This window comes from Olleya sp. UBA1516 (assembly GCF_002323495.1).
Taxonomy (GTDB): Bacteria; Bacteroidota; Bacteroidia; order Flavobacteriales; family Flavobacteriaceae; genus Olleya.
In genome coordinates this window covers 46,053-67,880 of record NZ_DCQO01000020.1, presented here as the reverse complement: position 1 = coordinate 67,880, position 21,828 = coordinate 46,053, and the positions used below count along the sequence as shown (strand labels likewise).

The following is a 21,828-nucleotide window of genomic DNA, read 5'->3' as shown; positions in this document are numbered from 1 at the left end:
TTATTATTTAAAAATCATGATTAAACGTTCGGACGTTTTTTTATGAAACTTACTAAGCTTATAATCTCCAAAAACATCTAATAAATAAACACCAGCTTGCTCAAATAAAGCTTCAAAATCTGCTAGACTAAACGCTTTAACACGTTCTTGAAATTGGTAGTCTTCACCTTCAAAGCTAAAGCTTATGTCTTTAATTATGTAGCCATTTTCTACACGTCTTTTTTGTAAAAAGTCAATCCCTTCAACCGTTTTAGTATTCTCAGGCACTAAGTTTTCAATAATATATTCGGTATTCATAAAGTCAATAACACCAAAACCAAAATCGTTTAAATTAGCTTTAATCGCTTTTATCGTTGCTAAATTATCTGATTCGTTTTCAAAATATCCAAAACTGGTAAATAAGTTAAACACAGCATCAAAAGTTTCGCCAAAAGGCTGACACATATTATGTACGTTAAAGTGCAAGCTATCGTTTTCAAATTGTTTTGCGTAATTGATACTGTTTTCAGACAAATCTGCACCTGTAACATTGTAACCAATCGAGTTTAAATACACAGCATGACGACCTTTTCCGCAAGCCAAATCTAAAATTTTTCCTTGTTCCGGAATATTCAAATAATCCGTTAAATTGGACATAAAAGCCTCAGCTTCAGTATGATCTCTGTCCTTGTAAAGTATGTGGTAAAATGGACTATCAAACCAAGATGCGTACCATTTATTTTCGTTTTTATTCATATATTATTTTTGGGGTTTAAACTTCCGCTTAAGCTCCAGTTTAACAGGCTCTCGCAACTCGCTCTCTGCGAGGAGCTCAAACAAATTGCTCCATCCTTAACCCATTTATTTATAAAGGTTATATTTCCGACAAAAATAGAGTATTTTTGCAAGGTAATAGACGAAAAGAATGGAAGAAAATTTCAATATGGTTGCCAAAACTTTATTTGGCTTTGAAGAGTTACTATCAAAAGAGCTTAGACAACTTGGCGCACAGAACATTAAAATAGGTGTGCGTAATGTTAGTTTTTCTGGTGACAAAGGGTTTATGTATAAAGCAAATTTAGCTTTACGTACAGCCACTAAAATATTAAAACCAATACATAGCTTTAGGATAAAAACTGAGCAAGATTTATACGATCAAGTTTACAAAATGGACTGGACGCCTTATTTAAAGCCTACAGGTACTTTAGCAGTAGATGCAACAATAAACTCGACCGTTTTTACACACTCATTATATATTGCTCAAAAAACTAAAGATGCTATTGTAGATAGGTTTAGAGACGATACAGGAGAGCGTCCAAGTGTGGATTTAAAATTTCCGGATGTAAAAATTAATGTTCATATAGATAGAGAACAATGTAATATCTCGTTAGATTCTTCTGGAGATTCCCTACACAAACGTGGTTACAAATTAGCAACTAACATTGCGCCAATTAACGAAGTTTTAGCAGCAGGAATTATTATGTTGTCAGGTTGGGATGGACAATCAGATTTAATAGATCCTATGTGTGGTAGTGGTACCATTTTAGCCGAAGCAGCAATGATTGCATGTAACATACCACCAAATTTAATGCGAAAAGAGTTTGCTTTTGAGCGTTGGAACGATTGGGATGTTGATTTATTTGAAAAAATAGAGGAATCGTTAATTAAAAAAACTAGAGATTTTCATCATAAAATAATTGGTTACGATAAGTCTCCAAGTGCAGTAGCTAAAGCTAAAGAAAACATTGCAAATGCACATTTAGAAGATTTTATAACCATACAACACGAGGACTTTTTTAAGACCCAAAGGGGAGGAGAGGCTAAACTGCATATGGTATTTAATCCGCCTTACGGAGAACGTTTAGATATAGAAATGGAAAGTTTTTATAAAAACATTGGAGATACTTTAAAACAAAATTATCCTAATACCAATGCTTGGTTTATTACTTCAAATTTAGATGCCTTAAAACATGTTGGATTACGACCGTCTAGAAAAATTCATTTAATGAATGCAATGCTAGACTCGCGATTAGTTAAATACGAAATTTACGCAGGTAGTAAAAAAGGAAAGTACATGGATAAAGACTAATGGCAAATGAAATAACTAAAAATATCACATCGCTATTTAAGTTAGCAAGTATTATTAGCATCCCTTACTTTGGACTGATTTTATTAGGTTTTTTTGTAATACCTGAAAGTCTTATTTATATAAAAGAAGTTATTGGGTTTGGGTTTTTGACGCTTATTGTTTTTAGTATTACAGTTATATTTAGTAGTAATAAAATTAGACAATTTTTAAGTCTAATATTTTTAACGCTATTGTCGCTTTTAGTATTTGTAAAGCTTAGTTTTTATCACAATTATGGTGTAAAAATCAGTGCTTCGGCACTTTTTGTAATTTTTGAAACAGACACGACTGAAAGTTCTGATTTTTTATCAAATTATTTTGATGCATTTGTATTTGGTCTAGCCATTCTATTTTTAATAATTGTACCTATATTGGCTAAATTGTTATTAAATAAAACTATTATTTCTGGACGATTTAAATATATAAGTGTTTTAGCTATTAGTACTGTTGTCGCTTCTAGTTATGCTATAGACAAGCGTTTTGATGCTGAAAACATTGTCGTAACAAGTATTGCAAGTTATTCTGAGTTTATTAGTTTACGTAAAGATTTAAAAACAGATTTAGCTAAGCCTGTTTCTAACTATGTTAATGTGACCAAAATTGACACAACAGCACAAACACATGTTGTAATTATTGGAGAGGCGACTTCAAATTGGCATATGCAATTGTATGGTTATAATCGACCAACCAACCCTAAATTATCTAAAATTAGAGACCAGCTAATTGTTTTTGATAGTGTTATTTCTCCTCATGTACACACAGTAATGTCTTTGGATAAGATATTGACACTTTCTGATATGCAAGCACCTAATAAAAAAAATAATACGTCTATTGTGCAATTGGCAAATGCTGCAGGATATGACACCTATTGGATTTCTAATCAAAGACCAGTAGGTTTGCATGAGCGTATCTCGTCAATTATTGCTAATGCAGCCAAGGAAAAATATTTTGTCGCTACGGATAATTCTGATGACATTATTTATGATGAAGCGCTTTTACCAATATTAGATAAAGTATTAAAAAAGCCTAGTAAGCAAAAAATAATATTCCTGCATCTAATTGGTACGCATGGTCGTTATTCTAGTCGTTTTCCTGAATCGTATAGTTACTTTAAGGATAATAGCTTAAATACAAAATTTAAGCATGACAAAGCATTTAAATTAATTAATGAATACGATAATGCGATTAGATATAATGATAATATAGTTAATTCAGTTATTGATAAAGTTAAGCAGCAAAACACAAATAGTTTTGTCCTTTACTTTTCTGATCATGGAGATGAGTTATTTGATACTATAGATTTTATTGGTCATAATGAATATCAAGCGACTAGACCAATGTATGAAGTACCATTTATAGCATGGTTATCTGATGAATATAAATTAGATTTTAATCCAACCAAGCAATATAATAACTTTACAAAGCGTGCTTATAATTTGGAAGATTTTATCTATAGCTTTGCTGATTTGGCTAAAATAAAATTTAATCAAATGGATAGTACTAAAAGTATTTTTAGTGACCGTTTTTTTAGAAAACCGAGATTAATCAGGGATAATGAAGATTATGATTTAAGACTGAAAACACTGGAAAATTAATTATTCTATTTCCTTTTCCTCGTCTTCGTTTTTTACAGTTTTGGATTTATTCTTTTTAAATAAAGGTATTAAATAGGATACACTGTAGCCATATCCAACACCAATACGACCAGAATCAAACGTTTTATTAAAACCTGGAACAAATAAATTTTCAAAACCAACAGGTTGATCTTGTGTTATCATACCTTTTAGTTGTGCATTTATTCCAAAATACAAGTTGTTTAAAACTTCAGCTTTAATACCAATAATCAATTCAAACCATATGGCAGACAGTCCACTGTATTCTTCTGTTTCTGTACTAGAAAATTGAGGTTGCCAATATTGATCAGTGTTATAAATGGTATAATTATTTCTGGTTTGACTAAATGTACTTGCACCAAGTCTAAACCCTGTATAAATCATGTTGTCTAAACCATCCCAGTTGTTATGCATATTATAATCAACACCTGCTTTAAAGTAACTACCTTTAGCAGTAACGCTTAAATAATCATTAGATGTGATTTTTTCCTCAGTACCAATTTCTCCAGCTAAAAACCAATCTTTAGTAAGTCTGTAGTCCGCGTTTAGTTCAAACCCAGAATAATCATCATCTAAAGCGGTTCTAATTAACTTACTAGCGTCAGTTCCTATTCTTAAACCGTATTTTAACTTGACTGTATCTTTTTTAATAGTAAGATCTTCCTCTTGTGCTTGCAGTGAGAAACATAAGCACAATAAAAGACTAATGGTTAAAGTAATAGTGTGTTGTTGTTTCATCTTCAATTGTTAAATTATCGTTTTCTGGTTGCGCAAGTATTATCCAATTTCCGTCTGTTCCGCCATCTATAGCTACTATTACGTTATTAAATATGGTTTTGTAACCGCATGCTCTAGAGACGTAAACATCTTCAGTTTCATAAGTTATTGTAACGGTATCACTATTACCAGAGGTAACATTACCATCCGTATCTAAAACGGTATCACTAATTAAAGTATAGGTTGTGCTATTTTGGTCAGTTCTAAGCGGTAAAATTAATTCGTCTTCATCTACAACACTATAACCAGGTAATACATTGTCATTATCTAGACCAATTACATATAAATTATTTACAGTTTTTGGGTTTTCTGGCAAAGCATTATTAAAAAAGCCAATAATTAGACTAGGGGTTGTAGGTGTGGTTTCTGGACACAAATCGTCACGTTCGCAAGTCAAAAGACTTATGCAACAAATAGTAAGTAGAATTAATTTTATTTTTTTCATAAACTTAAAAAGCTATTTCTTTTCTAAAAGTACAATATTTTCAACATGATGAGTTTGCGGAAACATATCTACTGCTTGCACTTTAGTTATTACGTATTGCGCTTTCATTAAAGCCAAATCTCTTGCTTGTGTTGCACTATTACAACTTACGTAAACCACCTTTTTAGGTGCTATGTTTAATATTTGCTGTACAACATCCTTATGCATACCATCTCTTGGTGGATCTGTTATAATCACGTCAGGTTGACCATGTGTATTAATAAACTCTTGATTAAATACGTTTTTCATGTCTCCTACAAAAAACTCGCAATTTGTAATATTATTGCGTTTAGCATTTTCTTTTGCAGCACTAATAGCATCTGGAACAGCCTCTACACCAACTACTTTTTTTGCTTTTTTAGACACAAATTGTGCAATGGTACCAGTACCTGTATATAAATCGTAAACCAGTTCGTCTCCATTTAAATCGGCAAATTCACGAGTTAATTTATATAATTCAAATGCTTGATTAGAATTAGTTTGGTAAAAAGATTTAGCATTAATTTTAAATGTTAAACCTTCCATTTCTTCAAAAATATGGTCTTCCCCTTTATAGCAGATCACATCTTGATCGTAAATAGTATCATTAGCTTTTTCGTTAATAATATATTGTAATGAAGTGATTTCAGGAAATGTGCTAGCTACATAATCTAATAATAGTTCACGTTTAGCTTTATCTTCTTTAAAAAACTGAATAACAACCATAATATCCTTAGTTGAGGAAGTACGAATCATCATGGTACGAAGCAATCCAGTTTGATTTCTAGTGTTAAAAAATTCTAAATCATTTTTAATCGAAAAATCTCTTACCGCGTTTCTAATAGCATTAGAAGGATCTGCTTGTAAATGACATTTTTTAATGTCTAAAATTTTGTCCCACATTCCTGGAATATGAAAACCTAAGGCATTTCTATCGCCTAAATCGTTATCTGATTGTACTTCTTCTAAAGTTAACCATCTAGAATCACTAAATGAAAACTCCATTTTGTTTCTATAAAAATACTGCTCAGCAGAACCTAAAATAGGTGTTACTTCAGGTAAATCTAAGTGACCAATCCTTGTTAAGTTATTGGTAACTTCTTTTTGTTTGTAAAACAATTGATGCTCATAACCCATGTCTTGCCACTTACAACCACCACAAACACCAAAATGTTGACATTCTGGAGTAGTACGTTTATCACTAAGTTTATGAAACACGGTAGCCTTACCTTCAAAATAAGCCTTACGTTTTTTAAATGTTTGTACATCGACAATATCTCCTGGTACTGCATTAGGTAAAAATATAACGCGTCCATCAGGTGCTTTTGCTACAGTTTTACCTTTTGCAGCTGCATCAATTACCTCGACATTGGTAAATATTTGTTTTCTTGTATTTTTTCTAGCCATGTGGCAAAAGTACTTTCTTTTTTATTAGTAAAAAACTACACACAATAATTTTAATTAGCAAGTTATATTTATTAATTTGCAACTTCTTAGGGATGATTTCTCTCCCACGCTGAATTTTCGAGCTTTCGAAAGGATAAAGGTACAGAAGGAATGGCTACTTTATAACTTTTTAAATAATAAAAAAATGGCTGTTTTAAACCAATTAACGTCGCAAGAAGCGATGGACTTAGAAAACAAATATGGAGCACACAATTACCATCCATTACCAGTTGTATTAAGCAAAGGTGAAGGTGTATATGTTTGGGACGTAGAAGGAAAAAAATATTATGATTTTTTATCTGCATACTCTGCAGTTAATCAAGGACATTGTCATCCAAAAATAGTAGGAGCAATGGTTAAACAAGCACAAACATTGACGTTAACATCACGTGCTTTTTATAACGACATGTTAGGTAAATTTGAAAAATTTGCAACAGAAACATTTAATTATGATAAGTTATTACCAATGAATACAGGTGCCGAAGCAGTTGAGACAGCTTTAAAACTATGTAGAAAATGGGCTTATGAAGTTAAAGGAATTGACGAAAATGAAGCTGAAATTGTTGTTTGCGAAAATAACTTTCATGGTCGTACGACTACAATTATATCGTTTTCTAACGATCCTGTAGCACGTAAAAACTTTGGACCTTATACTAATGGATTTATTAAAATTGAATACGATAATCTTCAAGCTTTAGAAGATGTATTAACAAGTAACAAAAATGTTGCAGGTTTCTTGGTTGAGCCAATCCAAGGTGAAGCTGGAGTTTATGTACCAAGTGAAGGGTATTTAGCAAAAGCAAAAGCATTATGTGAAAAACATAACGTTTTATTTATAGCAGATGAAGTGCAAACAGGTATTGCTAGAACAGGACGTTTATTAGCAACTTGTGGTAACTGTACTTGCGCAGACAAACATTGTTCTGGAACACCAGAAGTAAAAGCAGATATTTTAATTTTAGGAAAAGCGTTATCTGGTGGTGCATATCCTGTAAGTGCTGTATTAGCAAATGATAATGTAATGAATGTTATCAAACCTGGTAACCATGGAAGTACATTTGGAGGTAATCCTGTTGCAGCAGCAATTGGTACTGCAGCTTTAGAGGTTATTAAAGACGAAAAATTAGCACAAAACGCTTTTGATTTAGGAGAATTATTTAGAGCTGAATTATCTAAATTTATTGAGACTTCAAACATTGTAAACTCGGTTAGAGGTAAAGGGTTGCTTAATGCTATTTTAATTAACGATACAGAAGATAGTGACACTGCATGGAACATTTGTATTGCTTTACGTGATAATGGTTTATTAGCTAAACCAACACACGGAAACATTATTAGATTTGCTCCACCTTTAGTAATGACTAAAGCGCAATTATTAGATTGTGTTAGTATTATTACAAGTACTTTAAAACAATTTGAAAAGTAATTTTAGTACTATTTGAAATAAAAAAAGACTGTCATTGACAGTCTTTTTTGTTTAGTATAATATTTTAATCTATTTATTAGAGATGATTACTTTTTTACTAATAGTACTTCCATCTTTAGTTTCAATTTTAGTAACATAAACACCATCACTTAAGTTTTTGGTAGAAAAAGTAACTCTTGTTTTGGTTTCCATATCTGATTTGTCAAAAATCTGTTTTCCAGTAATATCAAAAAGTTTAACCGATTTTAATGCAATAGCATTAGGGTTTTTAATAATTAGTTGATTTAAATTATTTTCTTGAAGAATTACAAACGAAGCTTCATCAAATGTTTGGTTAGATAATGTTTGTGCTTCTTGAAAAACAATCTCAAAACGTTCATTATAGTTTCCTTGTGGTAAGTTTACTTCAAGGTCTTGCACTTTTAGGTTAACGTAAAGATTTTGTACTTTATCATGTAAAAAAATAGGTTGTGAACTTTCAAAATTTTGAATATCAAATATTCTAAACCTAATTAATTGTTGATTATCTAGTTTAAGACCTATAGGTATAGTCAATTCAACTTCAAAGTTATCTGCTTTAGTATTGTAAGCCTCTTCATTTTGTATCCAATTGGCATCTGTATTTAACGCAGAAAACACCTTACTTTCCAAACCATAATCAAAATTAGGTGTTGCAGTTTCATGAAAATTATGTAGTAACTGTCTAGTATAAAGATTGTTAAAGTCAATATTTAATCTAAATCTTTTATAATCTGAAGGTAGTATTTGTAATCCATTACTATCGTACTGGATTTCGTACACTTGGTCTTCATTATTTGTTTGATTTTGTACTGAGGTTCTATAAAACTCACTGTTGGTTGCAGATTCTCTGTAAAAAACACGATGACTATCAGAGGTTAAAAGTGATCCAGTAGCTGCACCTTTTACCATAAAACCTTGTCCAATTGGTATATAGCGTCTGACTTGTTTTCCTGATGTTGACGAAGTACCTGTAGTATTTAATGTTCCGTCAGAATTGTAAGCGTTAAAGGTTGGAGGTACATAAGATCCAACAGTTCCGGAAGCGGTAATGGTAAATGACCCATATCCACCTCTGTAAGCCTCTAAAATATGAGAGCTTATCGTTTGGTCTTGTTCCCAAAAATAAAGTGTACCAGAGTCTAATAAAGGCGTATTATTAGCGTCATGTATAAAAGCACGAGCATCTAAAGCAGAAGGATAAGGGTTGCCAATTAAGGTTTCTTGTCCTAAAACAACAGCTGTATTAATTTCTCCTTCGTTAGGTTTACCTCTAAAATCATATTGCTGACCAGCAGCAGCAGTTGAGCCTATGGTTCCTTTCATGGAAAAACCATATCCAGCATTTACAGTTCCTGATTGACCTACAAAATCCCAATCGCTATAGGCAGCTCCTGGATTATATTTCCAAAGCCAATAACTTTCTATATTTAAAGGACTACTTGTACCATTATAACCAGAGGTGTTGTAACCTGCTAAGTTACTGTTGGTTAAATCTACAATGTCAAAAATGTTTTGATTGGGTATAAAAGGAGTGTTTCCAGTGCTATTTGTAGCAACATTTCCGACAGGAGAGGACCAATAATTATAAGCGTAATTATTTACAGTACCTTCTTGATAAACACTAAGTCTACCTAAGCCAGAATTACCAGTATTACCAGCACCTTGTATTATTTGTGCTTCATTACGTAAATATAGGTTGGAGTTTACTTCTTTTAAATTAATATCATCTTCGACATAAATTACTACGTCATTTCCAAAAATGTACGAATCGTTTCTAACCGTAAGCTGCGCAAAGGATTGTTGGCCGAATAAAGTTAGTATTAATAGGTAGAAAGTAGGTTTCATATTCTATTTTTTGACAAAGCTAAAGATTTAAGTTAAACTATTGTTATATTATAGATTAATTTAACATTGTTATTTGTTCATTATCAGGTTTTTAAAGGTGTAGTTTTTTTCTGTCTTTTTTAATAAATCAGTTAGTTTTTAGACTGTTTTTTTATATCAAGAAATAAATAAAAGTTTAAATTTGCGACATATAACTTGAATACTAAACTATGTTTAAATCGCCTAAAATATATTACTTTTTAATTGTAATTGGTGCTGTAGTAGCGATATATGCTAATGCCAACGAGGAACAAAATATTCTGGTGTTAATTGTTGGAATTATTGTTTTGATGTTTGGTCTTTTTAAAGTTCAAGCTACCATACCTAGTAAAAGGGAAAAAGAATCGTTTGTTGAAACGGAACCAAGTGACGAAAAATAATGAAATTTAAAATAGGAGATACAGTAGATGTTTTGGATGATGTTTTATCTGGAATTGTAACCTTAATTAAAGGAGATGTTATTACTATTGAAACCAATGAAGGTTTTGATTTAGATTTTAATGCATCAGAGTTAGTGAAAATTAAATCATCTACGTTGAGAGATAATATTTTTGACTCGGCTTCCATTAACGAAGTTTTATCTGAAAAAACTGAGAAAAAGCGTCACTCTACCACAAAAGTTAAAGCTAAAGAGCGTTATCAACCTACCATGGAAGTAGATTTGCATTTGCACCATTTAGTGGATAATGAAAGAGGCATGACTAGCTACGATAAACTGTCAATACAGTTAGATACTGCAAGACAACAATTAGAATTTGCAATAAGAAAACGCATCCAAAAAATCGTTTTTATTCATGGCGTTGGAGAAGGTGTTTTAAAAATGGAATTAGAAACCCTATTTAGCAGATACGATAACGTAAAGTACTACGAAGCCGATTATAAAAAGTATGGTTTAGGTGCGACAGAAGTATATATCTTACAAAACCCAAATACAAATTAAATAAATGGTGGTGTTAAGGTTCTTGTAGTTGATAAAGATGAGTCCTCTAAAGTTCCAAAAACAGTTTCTTCATATAATATTGTAGGAAACTCAACCCCTTCTAAAATTAAAGTTATAGTAAATGTTTGTGTTATAGTATGACTTCTAAATGATGTTGGTGCATTATCGTTGGTGTAATCAGGATTTAAATAATCTGCAACTGTGCTACTACCTGAAACATCATTAGTTGGATTATTATCAAAAGAATTAATTTCTTCATTTCTAGTCGGTACACCATCACCATCATCATCATTATCTAAATAGTTAGGGATGCTATCTCCATTAGGTAAATCTAAATCTGTATTTGTAGCACTTAAATTTAATTCGGCTAACGTCATACCTTCAACATAATTAACCCCTTCGCTAATTGTTAAGACGTTGTCTCCATCATCATCTGCATCTAAAAAGTTAGGTAAACCGTCACCATCTGTATCATCATCATAAAGGTTTCCGTTACCATTTAAATCTTCTAATGCTGCAGGAATACCATCATTATCATCCTCTAATAATTCCATTGTAAAATGGGCACTACCACTACTAGCTGTAAACTCTTCAGTTATTTGTATCCCACTTGGAGGCACATCGTTACAAAAAAAGTTGGAGGGATTGCTAGTATAACTTCTAAATTTAAACAAATTAGCAATACTAAAATCAGTAGTTTGTTCAGCTACTAAATTAAGTAACAAAGCATTGTCTGGATCGGCTTCGGTTTCAATTAAATCTGCAATTGTAAAACCAGGTTCTGTAAGTTGTATGGATAAGGTTTCGTTAGGATCCGTTTTTACTTTGTAAAGTACTAAATCACCACAAGTTTGAAAGGTGTCTCCAAATTCTAACTCAGTAGTTATAATATCTCCATCATCACATGATAAAAAGCTTAAAAACAAGGTAAATAAAACAGAAATTTTACGCATTATAATTTAATTTTGAAAGACAAAAATAATAGAATTGTCAAACTTATAACGCTGCTTAAGGCAATTAATTTTATTTAAACTATTTTTGTGCCCATTAATAGCAAAATTCTCAATGAAACCAGTATATTTTGATAGTGCTGCCACAACGCAGTTAAGACCAGAAATAATAGAAAAAATGACGCAAGTCATGCAACAATGTTATGGTAATGCTTCCTCGACACATAGTTTTGGACGTTCTGCCAAAGCAATGATTGAGCAAGCTAGAAAGACGGTTGCTAAATATTTAAATGTGTCTGCATCAGAGATTGTTTTTACATCAGGAGGTACAGAAGCAGATAATTTAGCCTTATTAAGTGCTGTTAGAGATTTAGGTGTTAAAAAAATTGTTACTTCTAGGATTGAGCATCACGCAGTGTTGTATACAGTACAACAATTGGAAAAAGAATATGGTATTAGCGTTGATTATGTAGATTTAGATAATCATGGTCATGTGGATTATAAGCATCTAGAAAGTTTATTACAATCATCCCATAAGACTTTAGTTAGTCTTATGCACGTTAATAACGAGGTTGGTAATATACTAGATATGGATAAAGTTAGTAAATTATGTAAAGCTAATAATGCCATGTTCCATAGTGATACTGTACAATCTGTTGGTCATTACAAGTTAGATTTACAAGAGTTAGCAATAGATTTTATGGCAGTTAGTGGACATAAGTTTCATGGACCAAAAGGTGTTGGTTTTGCATTTGTAAGAAAAAACTCTGGATTAAAACCTTTAATTTTTGGAGGAGAGCAGGAACGTGGTTATCGTGCAGGTACAGAAGCTGTACACAATATTGTTGGTTTAGAAGAAGCTTTAAAATTGTCTTATGAGAATTTAGAAGAAGAAAGAGCCTATATTACTGACCTAAAAAAATACTTTATTGAAAAGTTAGTTTTAAACTTTTCTGGAGTATCATTTAACGGAAGTAGTGCGGATTTTGATAAAAGCACTTATACTGTTTTAAACGTTTGTTTACCAATAGCTCCAGAAAAAGGACCAATATTATTGTTTCAACTAGATTTAAAAGGTATTGCCTGTTCTAAAGGTAGTGCCTGTCAAAGTGGAAGTGCAAAAGGTAGTCATGTATTATCACAGATTTTATGTGATGAGGACATGCAAAAACCTTCAATAAGATTCTCTTTTAGTAAATACAATACAAAAGAAGAAATAGATTATGTTATTGAGGTGTTAAAAGAATTTATTTAAGAATAATTATATTGTATTTTTACAATTCAAAAAAATAATTGCTAAACTACTCAACATATTTACATTCTCATTCTAATGAATGGGTCACTTTTGTTCATGGAGCAGGAGGAAGCAGCTCTATATGGTATAAGCAAATACGAGATTTTAAAGCCGAATTTAATGTGCTTATTCTGGATTTACGAGGTCATGGTAATAGTAAGCCTAAGTTAAAAGATGCATTTAATACTAAATATACTTTTGATTCTATTACTAGTGATATTGTTGAAGTTATAGATTTTTTAAAAATTGAAAGCTCGCATTTTGTTGGTATATCTTTAGGGACAATATTGATTAGAAACATAGCCGAAAAGCATCCTGCTAGAGTTAAAAGTATGATTATGGGTGGTGCCATAATGAAACTTGATTTTAGATCTCAAATACTTATTAAAGTAGGTGTTATCTTTAAAAGTGTAGTGCCATATATGTACTTATATAGACTGTTTGCTTTTATTATTATGCCAAGAAAAAATCATAAAAAGTCAAGATTACTTTTTGTTAACGAAGCAAAAAAACTATACCAAAAGGAATTTGTCAGGTGGTTTAAATTAACCTCTGAGTTAAATCCATTATTACGCTTTTTTAGAGCAAAGGATATTAAAATACCAACGCTTTATGTTATGGGAGCAGAGGATCATTTGTTTTTACCTTCAATAAAAAATATTGTAAGTAAACACTCGACGTCTATTTTGTATGTTGTGGAAAAATGTGGTCATGTGGTAAATGTCGAGCAACCTTTACTATTTAATAAAACAAGTTTAGATTTTATCAAAAATAGGGTAGAAGCTATTTAATTGTTTGCAAGCTTCATTTGTAACAAGCATTGTTAATACTTCTTCTTAATTTTATCCAAATAATAAGCTATGCATATAGCGACCAGGCATAAACGTAAACGTTCCAGCAATAAGTATTGCACCTACATATAGTCCTATCATTTTAAATTTATGACGTTTAACATTTCCTTTTTTAATGGCTATATAAGCTGTTGGAACAGTGTAAATTGTTAAAAAACTAAACAGGTGTATCCATCCAAAATGGTTTAAAAATCTTGAACCAACAAAAGCAGGCATAAACAAAGTTATAATAGCTGTAAATAGCATTAGTAGCATGTAGATTCTGCCTATTATTTTATGAGTGTTAGTTCCTTTTTTTAAAATAAAACTAACTGTTCCTAAAACAAAAGCTGGAAGTATAGTTGAAAGATGAAGATACATTAGGGTAGTGTAAGACATGGTTTTTGGTTTTGTATATCTCAAATGTACTACCAATACTATTTGTAGAATAATAGTACTTACTCAATTGTAACTTTTTAAGGCTAGACTGTAATTTGTTATTTAAAACTAATACTATCAAGCATTAACAAAGCATCTGCTTTGTGTTTTTTAAAGCTATTATTTAATGCGGAGTATTTGTAATGATAATAATTTTCGTTGTTTTTAAAAAACACTTCAATGACTTGATGTGTTTCAGTTTTATACTCATGGAAATAAGTAATTCCTAAATGGTTATTTGTTTCTTTTAAGGTCGAGTTATAAATATTTACTTCACGCTTATAGTCTTTAATTTGCTTATCGACAAAAGCCTTAAAGGAAATGGGTTTTGTATTTAAGTTATATTGAAAAACAGACACAATGGTTTTAAAATGATTGTCATTTGGTTGTATTGGAGTATAACCAACATAACCATGGTGAAACACCTCGAACCAATCTTTTGGTTTAGTAATCGTAAAGTTTTGATTAGCTTTAAATATATCAATTATGGATAGGTTTGATGCGTCAGTTGTTTGATTACTAGTTTGACCAGAAACTTCTTTGGCTAATTTAAAAACCATATCTGGACTGTATTCACCATAGTTAACTATATATCTACCGTCAGATTTAATGATGACAAAACTACCATAAGGAATTTGGTATTTAAAAAACAGGTTTTTAAAAACAGAAGCGTCGTCTTTAATCCAATTTATATTTTTTTTATTGCGGTATTTAATGTTTTTATCATCTTTATAGACCCAAAATTGATTGCAATCGATAATTGTATTAAGTTGTTTTTGATAATAAGGTTTATATATATAAGCTCTGCTTTCGCTACTTAAATCTTTATTTGGAGCATCACCAGAGTTATAATTTATAACAATATAATCTTTAAAGGTATTTTGGGTTTTTGAGATTTTGTTAATATAGTTTTTAACCGAGTCTAGTTGGTGTTTTTTTAATATACCATAACGTCTTGTAGGATGTATCATCTTATAAAAAATGCTATCGCTTTCAAAATTTAATTCAAAATTTCTGTTTCCTTTATTTGAATTATATAATAGACTATCAAATTTTGATGGTTCTATTTTTTGTTTAAAGTCATAAGTGTAATGTTCTACTTTTTTAATGTCTTTTTTTATTTCTTCAGCGATTTGATAAACCATATCTTTATTATGCTCTCCATGTAATGATATAAAAGTTCCATCCGATTTGATAATCACAAAACTTCCGTAGGGAATTTGGTAATAAAAAAACAAGTTTTTAATAACACCTAAATCATCTTTTATCCAGAGTTTTTTATCTTCATAATATTTAATATCTTTTTTTTCCTTATAAATAGAAAACTGATTACAATTTAAAAGTTTTTTGATTTTTTTGATATACCCTTTATCTACGACATAACTTTTAGTGTCAGAATTAAACGATTCATAAGGCTCGTTTCCAGAAAAGTAGTTAATAACAATATAATCTTTAAAGACGTTTTTTTTATTAGTTAGATAGTTTAAATACCCTTTTAAGGAATCTAAAACTATGGGATCTAATACATCAAATTGTTTTCTGGGATGTAGCATTTTAACAATACTAGTATCATTTTTAGTTGTGTAAGAAAGATTTTGTAATGTATTATATTTAAATCGTGAATTTTCAAATTCGTCTTTAGTTATTTCTTTTTCTAAATTAAATGTATAGTAATGTGTGTTTTTATCCTGAGCTAAACTGTAACTAGAGACTAGTATTGATAAAAGTAGTAATACGGTTTTCATGGTATCTATTTTTAATTTCTTTTTAAAACGGTTTCACTCTGTTCTTTTAAAATAAAAGTATCACCATTAAATTTAAATAGGCATTTACATTCTTTTTCTAAGTTAAGATTCTCATCCAAAACCGCAATGTTTTCCTCGTTATTTTGTTCGCAAAAACATTCAGGACCACTTAAATCATCTGTTTGATAATGTACAGTTATGGTTTGATTGTTATTGTCATAATCTAGTATAGTATCGTACGATCTAGAATCTGTTGTGTATTCAAAATCTACTGTAAATACATCGTTTTCAAGATGCAAAAGGGTTATGTAATTATAAAAACACATGCCACATGTTTTGACACTTCCTTGTAACAAATATTTTACCTGAGTGTTAGTGGTTAGTGTCTGTATGTTATCATAGCCATCAGGTTTAAATAGAGCGCTATCACCTTCATCTGTGTAAGTATCGTAAACTTTTTGGTATTCGGTGTTTTGTTTATAATAAATAACAGATATTCTGGATTGATAAGAGCCTCCAGATTTGGCATAAAATACTAGGTTGTGAAGCTTGTTATCTTCACTTTTTAGGTAACTAATATTGTTATATAATTTGTCTGTTAAATCAAAATCTTCAGTGGATTTCAAAATAAAAATAACGTTAATTAAGGTTAATATTTTATGCTGAATAGTTTCAATAGCAGCATAGGGTTGCAAGGAATCGTTTATAGCATCATCTGTGTTTTCAAAGGACTTAATATCAGTTTTGGATAGTTTTAAATCTTTAAATGAATACAAATCGCCATGAGGCGAAAGGGTTTCATAAATTTTTAATTGTTCGTTTAATTGGTCAATTGTTTGTTGTGCTAATTTGTTTTGAGAAATACAAAAGGAGCTACAAAGCCAAATGATTAAAACGAAGCAACTTTTCATTTTAAAAACGCATCGTGGTTCTTACATTAAAAACACGTGGTGTTAAATAGTTTGGTATAGCGTATTGACGTTTGCTATACACATCCCTTACCCAAGTATTAGTGATGGAATTTTGAACATTAAAGACATTAAAAATTTCAAATCCAAACGACAAATCTTTAAATGGTTTTTTCCAACCACTATCAAATTGCTTGTCTTTATCTACTAGCACAAACTGAAAACCAATATCTGCACGTTTGTAGTCTGGTAATCTATTTTGAAACACATAAGGATCTGCATAACTTGGCGATCCACCTGGTAATCCTGTATTATAAACTAAGTTTAAATACATTTTCATGCTAGGTATATTTGGTACATAGTCCTGAAACAATGCAGCAAATTTAAGACGCTGATCGGTAGGTCTAGCAATATAACCTCTGTCGTTAATATTCTCTTCTGTTTTTAGATATCCAAAACTAAACCAACTTTCCGTACCAGGAACAAACTCGCCATTTAGTCTTAAATCTAATCCATAAGCATAGGCTTCAGCATTATTTGTAGCACGATATCTAATACGCACGTTTTCTAACGTATATGGATTAACGTCTGTAAGTTTTTTATAATACGCCTCACTAGTTAATTTAAAGGGTCTGTCCCACATTTTAAAGCTGTAATCGTTACCTAATACTAAATGTACAGATTTTTGAGCTTTAACGTTAGGTTGTACAACTCCGTTTTGATCACGTAACTCTCTGTAAAAAGGAGGCTGATAGTACAAACCACCACTTAGTCTAAATAACATGTCTTTGTCCCAATTTGGTTTTATTGCAAATTGCGCACGAGGACTAAAAACAGATTGTGATACGTCTTGATTGGTCCCTTGGTCTCTAACAGTCCAACTATGACTTCTAACACCAGCGTTGTACCAAACATCATGTTCTCCAATGGTGGATCTTTTACTCCATTGCACATAAGCTTGTAATCTACTTATGGTTGTATTGTTTCTGGCTCTAACATTTTGGTAAGCTTCTAATGGACCTTCATATGGCGTGTAGGGTTGGTCATTAAAAGCGTCAGAACTTGGTGGATTTATAGAAAATCCTGCCGAATCGATTACTTCCCATTCTACTAATCGATCTCTAATATCTTCATTAGTATACTTGATAGAAAATTTAAATTCGTTTTCATTTTTAGTATAAGTACCTTTAGCTTCAACATTAGTAATTAATGCATCTAAATCGTTACGACCATGATTTAATTGGCTACCAATACCTTCTGCAAATTCTACTTCACCTAAATTTTCGTCACCAATATTACTATTAACTTCTCCTAAAGCATATTGCGCTAAAATGTCAAAATATTCTTCTTCAGTAGTATGATAAGTAGAGGTTACTAAGGCTACAGATAAATCGTCATTTACATCGTAATTAGCACTTAAAGCACCAAAAAGCGTTTGGTATCTATCCTTTTCTTGACCTTGATATTGCACAATTAAGGCTTGAGGATTATCTAAGGTCCCAAAGTTAGTTTGTCTAGTTAATGGAATATAATTGTATTTATTAAGTGATGCATTACCTAAAAAGCTAACTTCTAACTTGTCTGTAAATTGGTAAGTTAAATAACTTTGTACGTCTGCAAAGGTTGGATTAAAATTAGTTTCGGTTTCTTTAGCATTTACCAATAAGCTATTATCTCTGTAACGTAATCCAACGATACTTGTAAATTTTGAATCTTTGCTAACGTTTTCTAAAGCGACACTTGCACCTAATAAACTGGCGTTAATTGCTACTGTGTTGTCTGTTGGTTTACGATAAGTAATATCTAGTACAGACGATAATTTGTCTCCATATTTAGCTTGGAATCCACCTGCCGAAAAATCTACATTTTGTACTAAATCCGAGTTAACAAAACTTAAGCCTTCTTGTTGTCCAGATCTTATTAAAAAAGGTCTATACACTTCAATTCCGTTTACATAAATTAAGTTTTCGTCATAATTCCCACCTCTAACCGAGTATTGTGTGCTTAGCTCATTATTACTACTAACACCTGGTAATGTTTTAAGTAAATTTTCTACACCTGCTTGAGCACCAGGTATTTTTTTTAAGGTGGCTGGATCAATATTTACAATACCTTCCACATCCTTTCGTCTTTTTCCACTAATAACGACCGTTTCTATTTGCTCTACATTTTCTTTTAAAACGGGATTAAACTCTAATGTTTCACCATTTTTTAAATTGAAGGTGGCAATGATATTTTTATGCGAAACATGAGAAAATATAATTTTCACATTTTTATTTGCAGGAATTTTAATTTCGAAAAAACCATTGTCATTGGTTTGCACTCCATTGTCATCACTTTTAATATTAACAGCATCAATAGGCTGATTAAATTCGTTTAAAATGACGCCTTTTATAGTTCCTGTTTGCGCTAAACAAAATAAAGGGAATAAAAAAGCTAGTAGTCTAATGGTATAGTTAGGTTTGTCCAAGGGTAGGTGTGTTATTTTCTAAAAAAGCTTGCTTCAAATGTACTGCTATTTCCTACATTATCTGTTACAATAATTTTTAAATTGTTTTTAGTGTCTGTAACGACTTTATCATTAAAATCGTATGTTAAGGTTTTCTTTTTGTAATCATATTCCATTAAAATCCACTGACCATTTAAGGTTGCTCTATAGTTGGATATACCTGTATGTTTGTCGTCAATTTTAACTTTTAAAAAACGGTATTTACTTAACCATTGACCATCTTTAAAACTAATAGGTGTTATTGTTGGATTAACAGTATCTCTAGCTAAACAGTAAGTTCCTAAATTTTTAGTTCTAGTAAAAAGGGTGTTATCTTTTCTTTGGGTAGAGGAGTAGCTTAAAAAATTATTCCATCCAACTAATCTGGCAATGTAAACTTGTTTTAAATCTTCAGGGTTGTAATTACTTACATCGTAGCTTATGGTAAAATATTTTTTAGACGCTAGGTTGTTTTCGTGTAATTTTAAAGTATCACCATTAACTCTAAAATCTATAAAAAAATCGTCATAAAAGGTCTCCCTAGGAAATTCTACTTTTATATTTTGGTTTTCTAAAACGTTTGCTTCACCTGATTTGATGTAATATGGAGACGTAAAGTTTTTAGAAACATCATTTGGTTGTTTATCCTCACCTTTGATATTTATATCAATATTAGTTTCGTTGCCTTCAAAATCTGAGATTTTAACTTTATAAACGTTAGAAACAGTATCGTAAATAACTAAATACCCATCGTCAATCTTGTCTTTGTATAAGCTTAACGGGTTATTGGTGTCTAAAAATAATTTTTGAAGACGCTCTTTTTCATCTTTATAATGTGTGTAATCTATTAATCTATTTAGATGCTTAGTTTCGTCAAAAGAAAATTTTCTAAAATCAATTGTAAAATTTTGTGCTCCATTATAAAAGGTTTCAATTTTGTAAACACCATTTTTATTAGCAGCTAAATCTTGTTGATCTATGGTGTTAACAGCAAAGCCTATTTTTCCGTAAGCAGTTAAATCTTCTACTTTATAATCTCCATTTTTTTGAGGAATTACACGCAGTTTTTGTTTTAAATTACTACCATTAACATGTGATAAATCATTTATTGGATAAGCATACATGCTTTTTACGATTGGCTTTTTACTGTCTTTAACTTTTAATCCAAATAGTAAAGGATTAATAGGTCGTTCTTGATTATCTCTAATTTCAAAATGAAGGTGTGGTCCACCAGAACCACCTGTATTTCCGGAATAAGCAAAGACTTCGCCTTTAGTTACTATTAGATCGTTCATGTCAGGAAATAATTCTATTTCAAAACTTTCCTTTTCATATTGATGCTTTTTTACATAGGCTTCAACCTTGTCTGAAAAACGTTGTAAATGTCCATGGACAGTAACATAACCATTAGGATGTGTAATATAAATAGCTTTACCGTAACCGTAATGCGAAATTTTAATTCTGCTTATATAACCACTAGCAGCAGCATAGACACTTAAACCTTCTCGTTGTTTAGTTTTAATATCTAATCCAGAATGAAAATGATTGCTTCTAAGCTCAGCAAATGTCCCTGATAAAACCAACTCTATATCCAAAGGAGACCTAAAGTAATCCTGTGGATAAATGTTTTGTGCAATAGACGATGTTGTTAAAAAAACGAGTAATAAAAGTATGTGTCGCATAAATAAATGGTTACTGCTAAAATATAAATTAGGTTTTAATTACCAAAGTAAAATCAAAGACTAAGCCATTTAATTGATAATGAGTTAAATTTAAGATATAATAAAAATTTATGAAAAATTAATTGCAAAGTGTTAAGGTTTGATTAACTTTGTAAGATAAGTATAGTATTAGTTAATGAGTAAGATTGAAACCATTGTTGATGCGCTAGAAAATAAAATTAGAAAGGTCTTATCAAGGCAACAAGTTTTAAAACTAGAAAACGCAAAGCTTAAAGAAGCTTTAGAACAATCACAATCTAAGATAGTTGCTAAGGATTTAGAATTAAAGAGTTGGCAAGAAAAGTATGACACTTTAAAAATGGCTAATACCATACTAGGCAGTGACAACGATAAACGAGAAACAAAGCTCAAAATAAACACATTAATTAGAGAGATTGACCATTGTATAAGCCAACTTTCTAGTTAATATTATATAGTTTTTATGGCAGACACGCTTAAAATAAAGTTATCTATTGCAAATAGAGTCTACCCATTAACTATTGTACCTAGTCAAGAAGAAGGACTGCGTTTAGCAGCAAAGAAGATAGAGGCTATGATTACCAAATTTGAGCAAAGCTACTCTGTGCGAGATAAGCAAGATGTTTTAGCCATGTGCGCTTTACAATTTGCTAGTCAAGTAGAACAGAAAGCCTTAGATAAAAACCATGTGGAGGAGCATGTTCAGGATAAGTTAGAAGCTTTAAATGACATGTTGCAATCACATCTTAGTTTATAATACGTTCTTATAACATAACAATATTAGGTTACTGCCTACAT

At 31.0% G+C, this 21,828-nt stretch carries 20 protein-coding genes; 9 read left to right on the top strand and 11 right to left on the bottom strand.

Annotation, left to right across the window (positions count from 1 at the left end; translation table 11 throughout):
- Positions 1 to 3: 3 nt before the first annotated feature.
- Positions 4 to 735, bottom strand: a complete 732-nt coding sequence (locus B2989_RS12645; RefSeq protein WP_292949009.1) for a class I SAM-dependent methyltransferase — start codon at positions 733 to 735, stop codon at positions 4 to 6.
- A gap of 169 nt (positions 736 to 904) precedes the next feature.
- On the opposite strand from B2989_RS12645, the gene B2989_RS12640 reads away from it, so the two are divergent.
- Positions 905 to 2,068: a THUMP domain-containing class I SAM-dependent RNA methyltransferase gene (locus B2989_RS12640; RefSeq protein WP_292949006.1), complete on the top strand. Its 1,164-nt coding sequence runs from the start codon at positions 905 to 907 to the stop codon at positions 2,066 to 2,068.
- The gene (locus B2989_RS12635; protein ID WP_292949003.1) at positions 2,068 to 3,702 is read left to right on the top strand and encodes a sulfatase-like hydrolase/transferase; all 1,635 of its coding nucleotides are present in this window, start codon (positions 2,068 to 2,070) and stop codon (positions 3,700 to 3,702) included. The genes B2989_RS12640 and B2989_RS12635 overlap by 1 nt, the downstream gene beginning before the upstream one ends.
- Here the strand turns inward: B2989_RS12635 and B2989_RS12630 are convergent, their stop codons facing one another.
- The 3 genes from B2989_RS12630 to rlmD are packed head-to-tail and all read right to left on the bottom strand — an operon-like array spanning position 3,703 to position 6,367.
- Positions 3,703 to 4,458 (bottom strand): DUF6048 family protein, encoded by a 756-nt coding sequence (locus tag B2989_RS12630; RefSeq protein WP_292949000.1) that lies wholly within the window; start codon positions 4,456 to 4,458, stop codon positions 3,703 to 3,705.
- The gene (locus tag B2989_RS12625) at positions 4,424 to 4,942 is read right to left on the bottom strand and encodes a DUF6452 family protein (RefSeq protein ID WP_292948997.1); all 519 of its coding nucleotides are present in this window, start codon (positions 4,940 to 4,942) and stop codon (positions 4,424 to 4,426) included. Before B2989_RS12625 ends, B2989_RS12630 begins: the two co-directional genes overlap by 35 nt.
- Before the next feature lie 12 nt (positions 4,943 to 4,954).
- Positions 4,955 to 6,367, bottom strand: coding sequence for a 23S rRNA (uracil(1939)-C(5))-methyltransferase RlmD (gene rlmD, locus B2989_RS12620; protein WP_292948994.1), 1,413 nt, complete (start codon positions 6,365 to 6,367; stop codon positions 4,955 to 4,957).
- A gap of 184 nt (positions 6,368 to 6,551) precedes the next feature.
- Here rlmD and rocD point away from each other — a divergent pair, with 184 nt between their 5' ends.
- Complete coding sequence (gene rocD, locus B2989_RS12615; protein ID WP_145001503.1) at positions 6,552 to 7,832, top strand: ornithine--oxo-acid transaminase; 1,281 nt, start codon at positions 6,552 to 6,554, stop codon at positions 7,830 to 7,832.
- Between the two features lie 69 nt (positions 7,833 to 7,901).
- Here the strand turns inward: rocD and B2989_RS12610 are convergent, their stop codons facing one another.
- The gene (locus tag B2989_RS12610) at positions 7,902 to 9,698 is read right to left on the bottom strand and encodes a T9SS type A sorting domain-containing protein (protein WP_292948989.1); all 1,797 of its coding nucleotides are present in this window, start codon (positions 9,696 to 9,698) and stop codon (positions 7,902 to 7,904) included.
- Positions 9,699 to 9,907: 209 nt separating this feature from the next.
- Between B2989_RS12610 and B2989_RS12605 the strand changes: the two genes are divergently transcribed.
- Positions 9,908 to 10,117: a hypothetical protein gene (locus B2989_RS12605; protein WP_292948986.1), complete on the top strand. Its 210-nt coding sequence runs from the start codon at positions 9,908 to 9,910 to the stop codon at positions 10,115 to 10,117.
- Positions 10,117 to 10,677 carry a Smr/MutS family protein gene (locus B2989_RS12600; protein WP_292948983.1) on the top strand — a complete coding sequence of 187 codons (561 nt, stop codon included), beginning with the start codon at positions 10,117 to 10,119 and terminating at the stop codon, positions 10,675 to 10,677. Before B2989_RS12605 ends, B2989_RS12600 begins: the two co-directional genes overlap by 1 nt.
- On the opposite strand, the gene B2989_RS12595 is transcribed toward B2989_RS12600, so the two are convergent.
- Positions 10,674 to 11,630: a hypothetical protein gene (locus B2989_RS12595; RefSeq protein ID WP_292948980.1), complete on the bottom strand. Its 957-nt coding sequence runs from the start codon at positions 11,628 to 11,630 to the stop codon at positions 10,674 to 10,676. The genes B2989_RS12600 and B2989_RS12595 overlap by 4 nt on opposite strands.
- Positions 11,631 to 11,742: 112 nt before the next feature.
- Here B2989_RS12595 and B2989_RS12590 point away from each other — a divergent pair, with 112 nt between their 5' ends.
- Both B2989_RS12590 and B2989_RS12585 read left to right on the top strand, forming a co-directional pair.
- The gene (locus tag B2989_RS12590; RefSeq protein ID WP_292948977.1) at positions 11,743 to 12,882 is read left to right on the top strand and encodes a cysteine desulfurase family protein; all 1,140 of its coding nucleotides are present in this window, start codon (positions 11,743 to 11,745) and stop codon (positions 12,880 to 12,882) included.
- Between the two features lie 38 nt (positions 12,883 to 12,920).
- Complete coding sequence (locus B2989_RS12585; protein WP_292948974.1) at positions 12,921 to 13,712, top strand: alpha/beta fold hydrolase; 792 nt, start codon at positions 12,921 to 12,923, stop codon at positions 13,710 to 13,712.
- 51 nt (positions 13,713 to 13,763) lie between these two features.
- On the opposite strand, the gene B2989_RS12580 is transcribed toward B2989_RS12585, so the two are convergent.
- The 5 genes from B2989_RS12580 to B2989_RS12560 all read right to left on the bottom strand — a co-directional run bounded on the left by B2989_RS12580 (position 13,764) and on the right by B2989_RS12560 (position 21,012).
- Complete coding sequence (locus B2989_RS12580) at positions 13,764 to 14,150, bottom strand: DUF2306 domain-containing protein (protein WP_292948971.1); 387 nt, start codon at positions 14,148 to 14,150, stop codon at positions 13,764 to 13,766.
- Positions 14,151 to 14,248: 98 nt separating this feature from the next.
- Positions 14,249 to 15,934, bottom strand: coding sequence for a hypothetical protein (locus B2989_RS12575; protein WP_292948968.1), 1,686 nt, complete (start codon positions 15,932 to 15,934; stop codon positions 14,249 to 14,251).
- A gap of 11 nt (positions 15,935 to 15,945) precedes the next feature.
- Positions 15,946 to 16,845: a hypothetical protein gene (locus tag B2989_RS12570; protein WP_292948965.1), complete on the bottom strand. Its 900-nt coding sequence runs from the start codon at positions 16,843 to 16,845 to the stop codon at positions 15,946 to 15,948.
- A gap of 1 nt (position 16,846) precedes the next feature.
- Positions 16,847 to 19,312, bottom strand: a complete 2,466-nt coding sequence (locus tag B2989_RS12565; protein WP_292948962.1) for a TonB-dependent receptor — start codon at positions 19,310 to 19,312, stop codon at positions 16,847 to 16,849.
- Between the two features lie 11 nt (positions 19,313 to 19,323).
- Positions 19,324 to 21,012: a M23 family metallopeptidase gene (locus tag B2989_RS12560; protein WP_292948959.1), complete on the bottom strand. Its 1,689-nt coding sequence runs from the start codon at positions 21,010 to 21,012 to the stop codon at positions 19,324 to 19,326.
- 175 nt (positions 21,013 to 21,187) lie between these two features.
- Here B2989_RS12560 and B2989_RS12555 point away from each other — a divergent pair, with 175 nt between their 5' ends.
- Together B2989_RS12555 and B2989_RS12550 are read left to right on the top strand one after the other, a co-directional pair.
- Positions 21,188 to 21,478, top strand: a complete 291-nt coding sequence (locus B2989_RS12555) for a hypothetical protein (RefSeq protein ID WP_145001515.1) — start codon at positions 21,188 to 21,190, stop codon at positions 21,476 to 21,478.
- Between the two features lie 15 nt (positions 21,479 to 21,493).
- Entirely contained in the window at positions 21,494 to 21,787 is a 294-nt protein-coding gene (locus B2989_RS12550; protein ID WP_145001516.1) for a cell division protein ZapA, read from the top strand.
- Positions 21,788 to 21,828: the final 41 nt, after the last annotated feature.